This window comes from Phaeobacter sp. QD34_24, from assembly GCF_028890115.1.
Lineage (GTDB): Bacteria > Pseudomonadota > Alphaproteobacteria > Rhodobacterales > Rhodobacteraceae > Phycobacter.
Map to the genome: position 1 here is coordinate 78,423 of NZ_JARCJD010000006.1, position 12,018 is coordinate 90,440.

Consider the following 12,018-nt stretch of genomic DNA (forward strand, 5'->3'; position numbering starts at 1 on the left):
TATGAGGTTTGATCGAAAAAGACCGTGACACGTTTTGAAATTGCTGAAACCTTATCCAAAACTGGAATTGCTATCAGAGAGGGTAACGTTCGCTTTGATTTTCCGAGAGGGAAAAGATCGGCGCCGTGGTTAGAAAATCATGTCTGATTGCTATCGGAATGGAGCTTTTGCACTTGGTGTAGTCGTCGGCGGCGGGATTACCCTAAACCTATTCCTTTGGCTTGACTATCTCTCGCTACAAAAACATGACCCCGCAACCGGGGCTGACGAGCAATCAAACCTTAGCGTGATAGGCAGTGCTTGGGATCGTTCTCTTGAGGCATTTGTCACCCCAGCCGATACCCTTGCACAGTGGATCGTGACACTGTTGACATTTGCGGCAGTGATCCTTGTGTGGCGAACTCTTGTGGCCACTCGGGAAATGGTGACGGAAACGCGGCGCATGGCCTCCGACACGCGAAAATTCGGAGACGCTCAAGTAAAGTCATCCATAGATGCTGTGCAAGCTGCGCAGGAGGCCAATGAGGTCGCCTCGAAGCAGTTCTATTCGGGCTTCAAACCTTGGATAACCGTTGAGCTCTCTGGAACATTCATTGAGAATAAAAAAGATCTCCTTGACCCAGACTGGAAGCAAGGAGAACGGCGTGAAATAAAGATGCGGGTACAGGTAAAAGTCACAAGCATCGGTGATATTCCGGCGTCTGTTGATGACCTGTCTGTCTGTCTCCTTGTGGACGAAAGTCGCGGATATATCGACGTCCCGCCTCCGGAATGGCTTCATGGGGGTCAGAAATGGCTGACCGTTCTGCAGCGTGGAGAATTTGCGGTTCTTGAGCCGGGCTTTGGTCCGCAAATTTCCCCTCTCGGTCGGCTTCTCGGCACTGCACACCTTACAGAGGAGAACCAATATCATTTTATTGGCAACCCTCCGCCAGTTATTGGTTTCGTTGACTACTACGATCCACTCGGCAACACCTACCGGCATCATTTCGCGTTCGTAGTGACAAGCGTGATGAGCGATACTTTCCAAAGGTTTGGTGGTAGAGAAAAGAATTTTGAAGAAGAGCTTTCTTGAACCTGAGTTTTCCTATCGGTAGTAACTTCTTGAGTAGCCTTCTGACACTTAATTCAATCGCCGCCTTCGAAGACGAATAAGCGCCGCGTCAGCGGCGCCCGGCCCAACGGGAGCGGATCATGTCCATGATCCAGCGACGGGCGGGAGCGCCCCGCCTTAGCTGTCCATATCGCCGTGGATGGCGAATTGCTCCAGGCCTGCCGATTGCGCCTCGATCATCCGGTAGCTTTCGCGCACGCCGGCCTCGGTCAGCTCTCGCATCACGGTCAGCAGGGTGTTGGGCGCGTGATCGGCGCAGAGCTCGGCCATATGGGCGATCTCCTCGGCAGCCACAGGCCGGGCGGCGGCCACATCGGGTGCGCCGTAGTAGCCGACGAAATGATGCGCCAGAAGGTCGGTCAGCGTCTCCAGCTCCGCCTCCTCAACCTTGGTCACCGCGACAAAGGTCACCCGGCCGCCGGTCTCCAGCCCCATCCAGCCATTGGCAAAGGCCTGGCGCTGCTTGCCGGTCAGATCCGCCTCGCCCCAGTTGGAGAATTCGAACCCGCCCGAGATGCACCACTCCCCGGTGCGCGCGGGGTTGGCAAAGACGTTTTGATCGCTCTCGTCGAAGTGGATGGCGCGGGCCAGGTGCATCACGGGGTCTCCAGAAGTGTTGTCAGGGGAATGAGGTGGGTGGTCTCACCATCGCGCAAGAGCATGCCGAATGCCTCGTCTATGCCAAGGAAGGTGCCGCTCAGGGCCTGCTGCTCGATAGGTTCACCCATGCCATGAGCCAGGCTGCGCCATTCTTCGTGCAGCGATTTGGAGCCTTCCTCTTCCCAGCGCGCGATCCAGTGCAGGCAGTGACGTGCCCAGCCTTCGACCAGGGCGGGGGCCGCCACATCGGCGCAGCCTTCGGCATAAAGCGCGGTCTGGTCCGGGGTCTCGCCGCCATCGCCATCGGCGGGCCACAAGGGCAGTTCCAGCCCGATCACCAGCCAGTCCGGCACCTCTGCCGGATCGGTGGTGCTGGCGGCGGCGCGCAACTGCCCGCAGCGGGCCCCGTTGATACGGATGGCGCCATCCCATTCCAGGTGCACGGCCACCTCGGGCGGGGCCAGCGTGCCAAGCGCATTCTGGAACCCCACGCCACAGGTGGGCAGCATTGCCATGGCCTGTGCCAGCGGCACCTCGGGCGCAAAGACCAGTGCCGCGCGCAATGTGTCATGGGCAAGGTTATAGACCACGAGACCCGCATCGCAGCCCAGGACCGCCCGTTTGCAGGCGGTCTCGAACGGATCCTCAAGGCCGGTCACCGCCGCGCCCGACATCAACGGCGGAAAGGAAAGCGCTGTGGCAGTCTCGCTCATGCGGCGCCCCGTGCGATCAGCCCCTTGGCGACATCCTGGAAGGCCTTCGCCTGCGGGCTGTCGGGCTTGCTGACCACCACCGGCGCGCCACCATCGGCGGCCAGGCGCACGTCCAGATGCAGCGGGATCTCCGCCAGGAGCGGTACGTTCAGCTTCTTGGCTTCGGCAGCGACGCCACCATGGCCGAAGATGTGCTCCTCATGGCCGCAGTTCGAGCAGATGTGGGTCGACATATTCTCGATCAACCCGACGATCGGCACATGCAGCTGCTTGAACATGTCGATGCCCTTGCGCGCGTCGATCAGGGCGACGTCCTGCGGGGTGGAGACCACGATGGCGCCGTCCACATGGGCCTTTTGCGCAAGGGTCATCTGCACATCGCCGGTGCCGGGCGGCAGGTCCACGATCAGCACGTCCAAGGCGCCCCATTGCACCTGCATCATCATCTGCTGCAAGGCGCCCATCAGCATCGGGCCGCGCCAGACCACGGCCTGATCCTCGTTGGTCATGAGGCCAATGGACATCATGGTGACGCCGTGGTTGCGCATCGGCAGGATGGTCTTGCCATCGGGGCTGGCCGGGCGGCCCGAGACGCCCAGCATGCGCGGCTGCGAGGGGCCGTAGACATCTGCATCCAGCAGGCCCACCCTGCGCCCTTCGGCGGCCAGCGCGCAGGCGAGGTTGGCCGATACCGTGGACTTGCCGACGCCGCCCTTGCCCGAGGCCACGGCGAGGATCCGATCCACGCCGGGGATCTTCTGCGGGCCTTGCGGCTGCGCGGCTTTCTTCGGCTTCAGATCCGGCGGCGCCTTGTCGGAATGGGCGGTCAGCAGCGCCGAGACCTTTTCGACCCCGGCCAGAGCCGTGACCTTGGCTTCGGCCTCATCCCGGATCGGTTCGTAGGTCTTGGCGCGCGCCGGGTCGATCTCCAGCACGAAACGGACCTCTGCCCCTTCGATGTTCAATGCGCGTACGATGCCTGCGGCGACGATATCGCTGCCGCTTGTGGGGTCGGTGATGGTCTTCAGTGCCTCGAGGACAGCTTCACGGGTGAGGGACACGCCGGTCTACTCCTTTGGTATTGTCGTTTGTCGTATTCGGACGGAACACTTGACTGAGATCTAGGTTGCTTCCTAGCATTTCGAATGGCCCGTTTGTTTTTTCTCTATCCGATCCGCTGGTGTTGCGCAGCGATCAATCGGATCAGCCCCGCGCCAGGCCGCCTTGCTGTTCTGGCTGCCGGTATCGTGTTTGTCGCGCTGATGGCCGCCGTGCCCGCGCGTGCTGAGGATCGTCTGGTGCGGATGGCGGTGCCGGAGGCGCTGGTCGAGACCGGTTTCCTGCGGCACCTTCTGCCGCGGTTTTCCCTGAAAACCCAGGTCCGGGTGCAGATCGTTATGCCCGGAGAGGCGGCGGAGGCCGCGCTTGGCACCGAGACGCGCGCGGGCGGAACACCGGTGTTCCAGGCCGGTGCGGACCTGTGGTACCTCACGGTTCTGGACAAGGACCACCCCGGAACCCAGCGATTTCTTGACTGGCTGAATTCCGAGATCGGCGCGCGCACCATCACCGCCTATGCGCCACAGGGCGTGCAGATGTTCACCCTGCCGCAGGTTCAGCGCGCCACGGTCGAGGAGATCTCTTTCGACGGCGATGCCGAACGGGGGCAAAGCCTGTCGCAGGTGATGTGCGGACGCTGCCACGTGGTGGCAGAGGACCGGCGGATGTCCGATATCGGCTCGACCCCTTCGTTTTTTGTGCTGCGCACCCTGCCGGACTGGGATTACCGCTTCCAGGCCTTCTATGCGCTGAACCCGCATCCCGCCTTCACCCAGGTGGAGGATGTGACGCCGCCCTTCCCCGAGGATCGCCCGTCCCCGATCGTGCCGGTCGCCATGACGCTCGACGATCTGGAGGCAATCCTTGCCTATGTGGCCGGCCTCACGCCGGCGGATCTGGGGGCCCCCTTGCAGCATCAGTGATCGCGGCGCTTGCTGAGGTAGTCTTCGGTGGTGCGCACGGCTGGGCGATCCTTGCCCGCGAAGGGATTGTTCTGCTGATGGAACTGCGCGTTGACGCGGCAGTCATCACACATCTGGATCATCCGCGCCGCATCGGACGTGGCAAACATCGCGTGCTTTCCGGCCAGTTTCTCGGTGATCTTCTCGATGGTGGATTTCACCCCGAACAGGCTGCCGCATTCGATGCAGGCAAAGGGTTCCTCCTCGTGCAGGACCACCTGGCTCAGCGCTTCGGGCTGCAGGTTCAGGCGCGGCTCGTAAGTGATCGCCTGCTCGGGGCAGACGTTGGCGCAAAGGCCGCATTGCAGGCAGGCGTCCTCCTGGAACCGCAGCTGCGGTTGGTCCGGGTTGTCCCCCAGCGCGCCCGAGGGGCAGAGCGACACGCAGGACAGGCACAGGGTGCAGCTGTCGGTGTTCACCAGCACCGCGCCATAGGGGGCGTCTTCGGGCAGGGGCAGCATCTCGGCCTCGGGCGCCAATGCGCGGGCCGCCTGGCGGGTGATCTGGCGGCGGGTGCCCATGGGGCGCAGCGGCGCGGCAATCGGCGCAGGCACCTGTGCATCGTATAGGGCATCGCTGAGCGCATCCGGGTCGTTGAGATCCAGTAGCGTGGCCTTCTCGCCTGCGATGGCGCAGGCGAGGTTGCATTCGCGCTCTTGCACCTCCCGGTCTGCCTTGGGCGACAGCAGAATGGACACATGGGCAAAGCCTGCTGCCAGCGCCGCCAGGATTTCGGCATGGCCGAAGGTGTTCAGCGCCTCCACCTCCAGCGGCAGCACATCGGCGGGCAGGCCGCGGCCAAAGCGCGCCGCAAGGCGGATCATCTCGGCGCCATGGGCATTGACCACCAAGAGCCGCGGCGCATGGCCGCCCGCATCAAGGTAGGCCTTTGCCAGCACCTGGATGCGGCGCATCAGGGTTTCGGTGGGCGGCGCGTCATAGGTGATCGACCCCGAGGGGCAGAGCGAGGCACAGGCGCCGCAACCGGCACAGATCATCGGATCGATGCTGACGTGATCGCCGCTCGCGGTGATCGCGCCGGTGGGGCAGACGTCAAGGCAGTTGCTGCAGCCCGTCTGGCTGGCGCGGGAATGGGCGCAAAGCAACGGTTCGCTGCGCACATAGAGAGGTTTCTCGAAGGTGCCGATCAGCTGGCTCGCCGCGAGCACCGCATCGGCCACCGCCTGGACGCCCTTTGGATCGGCGCGCAGGTAGCCTTCGCGTTTTTCATGGGCGGGAAACAGCGGCGTGCCACCGGTCAGATCCAGGATGATATCGCATTCCGAGCGCCCGCCATCGCGGGCATCGCTCCAGGTCCAGGCGCGCCCGGTGACATCGATCTGCTGCAGGGCGTCGATGGTCACGTGGAACTGGCCAAGTGCCCCGCTTGCCTGGCGTAACCGCCCCCGGATCACATCAAAGGCGCGGGTTGCCGGGGCCTCGACCGCATCGGTCAGCAGCACGGTCACACCCAGCGTATCCTGCAGCCGTTCAGCAGCGGCCAGAGCCACGTCGGAGGTGCCGACAATCAGGCACAGCCCTTCGGAGACCACATCCACGGTCTTGGCCGCGGACCGATCCACAGCCGCCTCTGCCACCAGGGCGGACATTTTGGGCAGCAGATCCCCCTTATCGGCGGTCCATCCCCCCCTGTCCCGCAGGTCGAGAAAGGCCGGGACCGGGGCGCCGATTTCCTCCGCGATCTCCTCGAAAAGGCGCTGTTCCTGGGTGCAACAAATCACTGCCTCGCCGGTGGCGATGGCGGCGGCGGCGCTGTCGGTCTGGCGGGTGCAAAGGGCGGAATGCACCTTGGAGCAGGGCAATTCGGTGGCCTGTGACAAGCCTTGCGCATCGATCTTTTGAGATCCGGAACAATCGCATAAAATCAGATGCTTAGTCATGTTTTCCTCGCTTGCATCAGGGCTGGCGTGACGGCGAATTTCCGCTGTCAGGGCCTCAGATTAGGCATGATTCGAGGGCCGCGTAAACCGGTTTGGCTGGAGCCGAGGCGCATCTTGCGGGGGCAAAATGCCGGGGTGATTCGCTGGGAATTGTGTACTGCGGTATTCCGACAAAAAAGATCGACATAGACAATTCGACCACGGCGCCTCTCTGGGTCTTGCTGGCTGCCCCAATTTGTCCGGCTGGTGCGAAATATGGCCAGACACCGCACAGCAGGCTTTCACGATAGCGCGATGATGCTGCACAGTTTCGGTGACGCAGGGAGAGCCGGGATCCAACCGACCGTGAACCAGACTTTGGACAAGACCGATGTGATGCCGCTGGGCATCGTCATCCGCCGCACCCCCGGGGTTACCCGCTGGGCCAAATGGTCGTGGCGGGTGTCCGGGGTCCTGCCGGCCGCGAAACCGGCCGATTGGCAGCTCTTGCGCGAAGAGGATGGCGCCAGTGAATTCCACGCCGCCACCCTGCCGCTGGAGCTGCACCGGGCCGACGCCGAAGCTTACATGCAGGGCCTCACCGCCGAGCCGCCCTGCGTCTACGTGATCCTGCGCGACAGCGATGATGCCGCCCGCCCGCTGGAGGTGACGCTGGTCACCGCCTCTCCGTTCGAGGCGCAGGACTATGCCGACAACGGCGAGGATATGGTGGAGAGGGTGCCGATGCCCTCGGGCCTGGTGGCCTGGGTGCGGGAGTTCACGCTCAAGCATTTCCAGGAAGAGGAATTCAAGAAGCGCCGTCGCGACAAGCGTACCGTGGGCGAGGCAGAGGACGGCGTTGGCGATCCGCGCATCGCGCAGCTGACCGATGTCTACCGCTCGCCCGCGCTGGTCAGGAAGGGTCGCCTGCAATGAGCCGCGATTTCTGGTCCCGCCGCAAGGCCGCCGTGGAGGCAGAGGCCGAAGCCGAAGCCCGCGCCGAGGCTGCAGCCGAAATCGCCGAGCGCGAACAGGCGCTGGAAGAAAAGAGCGACGAAGAGATCCTGGCCGAGCTGGAGCTGCCGGATCCCGACACGCTGGAGCAGGGCGACGATTTCAAGATCTTCCTGCGCGATGTGGTGCCCGCGCGCATCCGCACCCGGGCGCTGCGCCGCCTGTGGCGGCTCAACCCGGTGCTGGCCAATGTCGATGGGCTGGTGGACTACGGCGAGGATTTCACCGACAGCGCCATGGTCGTCGAAGGCATGCAGACTGCCTATCAGGTGGGCAAGGGCATGACCAAACACGTCGAGGAATTGGCCCGCCAAGCCGCCGAAAAGGAAAAGGCGGCGGCAGCCGGGTCAGGGAGTGCGGCAGAGACTGCCGCAGAGGATGCCGCGCCCGCGCTGGACCAAGGCGAACAGGTCGAGGAACAGGCCTGTGAACAGGCCCAAGCGCTGGCAGCAGATGCCGCCATCGAACAGGAGGCCCAGGCCGCGATGGCCGAAGATCGGCCGGTTCCGGTCTCTGCGCCCGTCACTTCTGTGCCTGCCACCCAGGTGGCTGACAGAACGGATGAAGCCGGTGATACTGATCCCCTGGACACCCTGCCGCGCCGGATGCGGTTTTCCTTTGATCAGGATCGGGCTGACGCGCGGGTGAGGGCATGAACAAGGAGTACACCATGACAGCCACCGCTGACCCTTCAGCGCCGCTGGTAAGCGAAGAGGACCGCCTGCGCGCGGATCTGTATAATTTCCTGGGGCTGATCCTGTCGGCGCCGCCGGATGAATTCCTGCTGGCCCAGACGGCGGGCCTGCAAGGGGATGACACCGACCTGGGAGTGGCGATCAACGCGCTGGCCAAGATCGCGAAGCTTTCGAAGCCTCCTGCGGTGGAGCGCGAGTTCAACAAGCTGTTCATCGGTCTGGGCCGGGGCGAGCTTCTGCCCTATGCAAGCTATTATCTGACCGGTTTCCTGAATGAAAAGCCGCTGGCACAGCTGCGCCGTGACATGGCGGCGCGCGGCATGACGCGGGCGGCGAATGTCTATGAGCCCGAGGACAACATCGCCTCATTGATGGAGATGATGGGGGCGCTGATTGCGGGACGGTTTGGCGCAGCGGCCAGCCTTGCGGATCAGAAGACCTTCTTCAACACCCACATCGGCCCCTGGGCCGGTCACTTCTTTCTGGATCTGGAGAAGGCCAAGAACTCGGTTCTCTATGCCTCGGTCGGCGCTGTCGGCCGGGTGTTCATGGAGATCGAGGCCGAGGCCTTCCGGATGAGCGCGGAGCAATCCGCATAAACCGGGGCAGAATTGCCTGCCCCATCAACGTGAGCGACCACCAAGGAGGAGACACTCACATGACCAAGAAAGCAGAGGCAGCATCGAGCCGCCGCGACTTTCTGAAAGTCGCCGCAACAACGGCGCCGCTGGCAGCAGTGGCCGTTGCGACGACCGGGGGCGCGGTGGAGGCCGCAGAACCCGATCTTGCAAAGGAGACGATGCAGGATACCGCGCATACCCGCGCCTATTACGAAAGCGCCCGGTTCTAAGGCTCCGTTCGCACATTAATGGCCTGAGGCAACTGGTTGCGTGACGCCCGACCGCCAACAGGTTTTTCGTCAACCCAGCGCGCTTTCTGAGGAGGAAGCAAGCAAGGGAGGTTCTAAATGCTTAGGAAAAAGACCAACGGGGTTGCGAGACGCCCCCAGCGGACCAGTATCCTGTCCAAAGTCGGCGAAACATCCGTCGACCGCCGCGCCTTTTTGCGTGGCTCCGGCCTGGCCATCGGCGGCCTGGCTGCCATCAGCGCCACCGGCGGGTCGGTGACCCAGGCCAATGCGGCCACCGCGGCTGCGGGCGCTGTTGAAACCGTGAAATCCGTCTGCACCCACTGCTCGGTCGGCTGTACCGTGGTGGCAGAAGTCCAGAACGGTGTCTGGGTCGGGCAGGAACCCGGCTGGGACAGCCCGTTCAACCTCGGCGCCCATTGCGCCAAGGGGGCATCCGTGCGCGAACACGCCCACGGCGAGCGCCGCCTCAAGTACCCGATGAAGAAAGAGGGTGGCGAGTGGAAGCGCATCTCCTGGGATCAGGCGATCAACGAGATCGGCGACGGCATGATGCAGATCCGCGAAGAAAGCGGACCTGACAGCGTCTACTGGCTCGGCTCGGCCAAGCACAACAACGAACAGGCCTACCTGTTCCGCAAGTTCGCCGCCTACTGGGGCACGAACAACGTGGATCACCAGGCGCGGATCTGTCACTCCACCACCGTTGCGGGTGTTGCGAACACATGGGGCTACGGCGCCATGACCAACAGCTACAACGACATCCATAACTCCAAGGCGATCTTCATCATCGGCGGCAACCCGGCCGAGGCGCACCCCGTCTCGCTCTTGCACGTGCTGAAGGCCAAGGAGCAGAACAACGCGCCGCTGATCGTCTGCGATCCGCGTTTCACCCGCACCGCGGCCCATGCCGACGAATATGTGCGCTTCCGTCCCGGTACCGACGTTGCGCTGGTCTGGGGCATCCTGTGGCACATCTTCGAGAACGGCTGGGAAGACAAGGAGTTCATCCGCACCCGTGTCTGGGGCATGGACCAGATCCGCGAGGAAGTGGCCAAGTGGACCCCCGAAGAGGTCGAGCGCGTCACCGGCACCCCCGGTTCGCAGCTGCGCCGCGTGGCCCTCACCATGGCCAACAACCGTCCCGGCACCGTGATCTGGTGTATGGGCGGTACCCAGCACACCAATGGCAACAACAACACCCGTGCCTATTGCATCCTCCAGCTGGCGCTGGGCAACATGGGCACCTCGGGTGGTGGCACCAACATCTTCCGTGGCCATGACAACGTGCAGGGTGCAACCGACCTTGGCGTTCTCTCGCACACCCTGCCGGGCTACTATGGCCTGTCCAAGGGCGCCTGGGCACATTGGGCCCGCGTCTGGGAGGAAGATCCGGAATGGCTTGCGGGTCAGTTCGACACGCTGAAAGGCGCTGACGGCAAGGACAAGAGCCTGCAGAACCTGACGGGTATCCCGGTCAGCCGCTGGATCGATGGTATCCTTGAAGACAAGGAGAACATGGATCAGCCGAACAATGTTCGCGCCATGGTACTGTGGGGGCATGCGCCCAACTCGCAGACCCGGATGACGGAAATGAAGACGGCGATGGAAAAGCTGGACATGCTGGTCGTGGTCGACCCGTATCCCACCGTTTCCGCCGTGCTGCATGACCGCACCGATGGCGTCTACCTGCTGCCGGCCTGTACCCAGTTCGAAACCCGTGGCTCTGTCACCGCGTCGAACCGCTCGTTCCAGTGGCGCGACAAGGTGGTCGATCCGCTGTTCGAAAGCCTGCCCGATCACGTGATCATGGCGAAATTCGCCAACAAGTTCGGCTGGGCCGACCGCCTGTTCCGCAACATCGAGATGGAAGACGCGGAAACCCCGAACATCGAAAGCATCACGCGGGAGTTCAACCGCGGCCTGTGGACCATCGGCTATACCGGTCAAAGCCCGGAACGGCTGAAGAAGCACATGGCCAACCAGCACACCTTCGACCGCACCACGCTGCGCGCGGTGGGTGGCCCGGCCGATGGCGACTACTACGGTCTGCCCTGGCCCTGCTGGGGCACCGCCGAGATGAACCATCCTGGCACGCCGAACCTTTACGACATGTCCAAACCGGTCTCCGAGGGTGGTCTCACCTTCCGCGCCCGTTTCGGCGTGGAGCGGGACGGCGACAACCTCCTGGCCGAGGGCGTCTATTCCGCAGGTTCGGAAATCCAGGACGGCTATCCTGAATTCACCATGGCGATGCTGCATGACCTGGGTTGGGACCAAGACCTGACCAAGGCCGAATGGGCGATCATCCAGGCCATCGCCGCCGGTGAATTCACCGATGTCGAAAGCCTGAACCTGAGCGATGCGGATTTCGAGGATGGCGAAACGCCGGATGCGATCCAGGCGATCTTTGCCAAATCGGGCGATGCGATCGGAAAGATCAACTGGAAGACCGACCTGTCGGGCGGCATCCAGCGGGTCGCGATCAAGCACGAATGCGCTCCCTTCGGCAACGCCAAGGCGCGTGCGGTTGTGTGGACCTTCCCGGATCCGGTGCCGCTGCACCGCGAGCCGCTCTACACCAACCGCCGGGATCTGGTTGCGGATTATCCGACCTACGAGGATCGCAAGTTCTATCGTCTGCCGACGATGTACGCCTCGATCCAGAAGAAGGATGTCTCGCAGGAGTATCCGATCATCCTCACCTCCGGCCGTCTGGTCGAATACGAGGGTGGCGGCGACGAGACCCGCTCGAACCCCTGGCTGGCCGAATTGCAGCAGGACATGTTCGTCGAGATCAACCCGCGTGACGCCAATAACCTTGGCGTGCGGGACGGCGAACAGTGCTGGGTCGAAGGTCCGGAGGGCGGCAAGGTCAAGGTCATGGCCATGGTCACCGAACGGGTCGGCGCGGGCGTTGCCTTCATGCCGTTCCACTTCGGCGGTCATTTCCAGGGCGACGACCTGCGCTCGAAATATCCCGATGGGGCTGATCCGTATGTGTTGGGCGAAAGCACCAACACGGCGCAGACCTACGGGTATGACAGTGTGACCCAGATGCAGGAGACCAAGTGTACTCTCTGCAAAATCATGCCAGCGTAAGGAGTTAGAGT

Annotated in this window: 11 protein-coding genes; 7 read left to right on the plus strand and 4 right to left on the minus strand. The window is 63.0% G+C overall.

Features of this window, described 5'->3' with window-relative positions; translation table 11 throughout:
* The first annotated feature begins 139 nt into the window (after window positions 1–139).
* A complete protein-coding gene (locus PXK07_RS06520; protein ID WP_274847395.1) occupies window positions 140–1,075 on the plus strand; it encodes a hypothetical protein in 936 nt (311 codons plus the stop codon).
* Window positions 1,076–1,231: 156 nt separating this feature from the next.
* On the opposite strand, the gene PXK07_RS06525 is transcribed toward PXK07_RS06520, so the two are convergent.
* Genes PXK07_RS06525 through apbC form a run of 3 tightly spaced genes read right to left on the minus strand, consistent with a single transcriptional unit; the run spans window position 1,232 to window position 3,488 of the window.
* Window positions 1,232–1,711 carry a DUF6505 family protein gene (locus PXK07_RS06525; protein WP_274847396.1) on the minus strand — a complete coding sequence of 160 codons (480 nt, stop codon included), beginning with the start codon at window positions 1,709–1,711 and terminating at the stop codon, window positions 1,232–1,234.
* Complete coding sequence (locus PXK07_RS06530; RefSeq protein WP_274847397.1) at window positions 1,711–2,427, minus strand: biotin/lipoate--protein ligase family protein; 717 nt, start codon at window positions 2,425–2,427, stop codon at window positions 1,711–1,713. Before PXK07_RS06530 ends, PXK07_RS06525 begins: the two co-directional genes overlap by 1 nt.
* Window positions 2,424–3,488, minus strand: coding sequence for an iron-sulfur cluster carrier protein ApbC (gene apbC / locus PXK07_RS06535; RefSeq protein WP_274847398.1), 1,065 nt, complete (start codon window positions 3,486–3,488; stop codon window positions 2,424–2,426). Before apbC ends, PXK07_RS06530 begins: the two co-directional genes overlap by 4 nt.
* 84 nt (window positions 3,489–3,572) lie before the next feature.
* On the opposite strand from apbC, the gene PXK07_RS06540 reads away from it, so the two are divergent.
* Window positions 3,573–4,409: a hypothetical protein gene (locus tag PXK07_RS06540; protein WP_274847399.1), complete on the plus strand. Its 837-nt coding sequence runs from the start codon at window positions 3,573–3,575 to the stop codon at window positions 4,407–4,409.
* On the opposite strand, the gene PXK07_RS06545 is transcribed toward PXK07_RS06540, so the two are convergent.
* Window positions 4,403–6,349, minus strand: coding sequence for a 4Fe-4S binding protein (locus PXK07_RS06545; RefSeq protein WP_274847400.1), 1,947 nt, complete (start codon window positions 6,347–6,349; stop codon window positions 4,403–4,405). The two genes, PXK07_RS06540 and PXK07_RS06545, sit on opposite strands and share 7 nt — an antisense overlap.
* Window positions 6,350–6,724: 375 nt before the next feature.
* On the opposite strand from PXK07_RS06545, the gene PXK07_RS06550 reads away from it, so the two are divergent.
* From PXK07_RS06550 to PXK07_RS06570, 5 genes are all read left to right on the plus strand, one after another.
* Window positions 6,725–7,264 (plus strand): DUF3305 domain-containing protein, encoded by a 540-nt coding sequence (locus PXK07_RS06550; protein ID WP_274847527.1) that lies wholly within the window; start codon window positions 6,725–6,727, stop codon window positions 7,262–7,264.
* Window positions 7,261–7,998, plus strand: a complete 738-nt coding sequence (locus PXK07_RS06555) for a DUF3306 domain-containing protein (RefSeq protein WP_274847401.1) — start codon at window positions 7,261–7,263, stop codon at window positions 7,996–7,998. Before PXK07_RS06550 ends, PXK07_RS06555 begins: the two co-directional genes overlap by 4 nt.
* A 14-nt stretch (window positions 7,999–8,012) precedes the next feature.
* The gene (locus PXK07_RS06560) at window positions 8,013–8,636 is read left to right on the plus strand and encodes a TorD/DmsD family molecular chaperone (protein WP_274847402.1); all 624 of its coding nucleotides are present in this window, start codon (window positions 8,013–8,015) and stop codon (window positions 8,634–8,636) included.
* 59 nt (window positions 8,637–8,695) lie between these two features.
* Window positions 8,696–8,887 (plus strand): twin-arginine translocation pathway signal protein, encoded by a 192-nt coding sequence (locus PXK07_RS06565; protein WP_274847403.1) that lies wholly within the window; start codon window positions 8,696–8,698, stop codon window positions 8,885–8,887.
* A gap of 117 nt (window positions 8,888–9,004) precedes the next feature.
* On the plus strand, window positions 9,005–12,007 hold the full coding sequence (locus PXK07_RS06570; RefSeq protein ID WP_274847404.1) for a formate dehydrogenase subunit alpha: 3,003 nt from the start codon (window positions 9,005–9,007) through the stop codon (window positions 12,005–12,007).
* Window positions 12,008–12,018 lie beyond the last annotated feature (11 nt).

Coding starts and splice junctions, on each gene's coding strand:
- PXK07_RS06540 (WP_274847399.1), top strand. CDS start 3,573: ATGGCCCGTTTGTTTTTTCTCTATCCGATCCGCTGGTGTTGCGCAGCG.
- PXK07_RS06555 (WP_274847401.1), top strand. CDS start 7,261: ATGAGCCGCGATTTCTGGTCCCGCCGCAAGGCCGCCGTGGAGGCAGAG.
- PXK07_RS06525 (WP_274847396.1), bottom strand. CDS start 1,711: ATGCACCTGGCCCGCGCCATCCACTTCGACGAGAGCGATCAAAACGTC.
- PXK07_RS06565 (WP_274847403.1), top strand. CDS start 8,696: ATGACCAAGAAAGCAGAGGCAGCATCGAGCCGCCGCGACTTTCTGAAA.
- PXK07_RS06560 (WP_274847402.1), top strand. CDS start 8,013: ATGACAGCCACCGCTGACCCTTCAGCGCCGCTGGTAAGCGAAGAGGAC.
- PXK07_RS06520 (WP_274847395.1), top strand. CDS start 140: ATGTCTGATTGCTATCGGAATGGAGCTTTTGCACTTGGTGTAGTCGTC.
- PXK07_RS06530 (WP_274847397.1), bottom strand. CDS start 2,427: ATGAGCGAGACTGCCACAGCGCTTTCCTTTCCGCCGTTGATGTCGGGC.
- PXK07_RS06545 (WP_274847400.1), bottom strand. CDS start 6,349: ATGACTAAGCATCTGATTTTATGCGATTGTTCCGGATCTCAAAAGATC.
- PXK07_RS06570 (WP_274847404.1), top strand. CDS start 9,005: ATGCTTAGGAAAAAGACCAACGGGGTTGCGAGACGCCCCCAGCGGACC.
- PXK07_RS06550 (WP_274847527.1), top strand. CDS start 6,725: ATGCCGCTGGGCATCGTCATCCGCCGCACCCCCGGGGTTACCCGCTGG.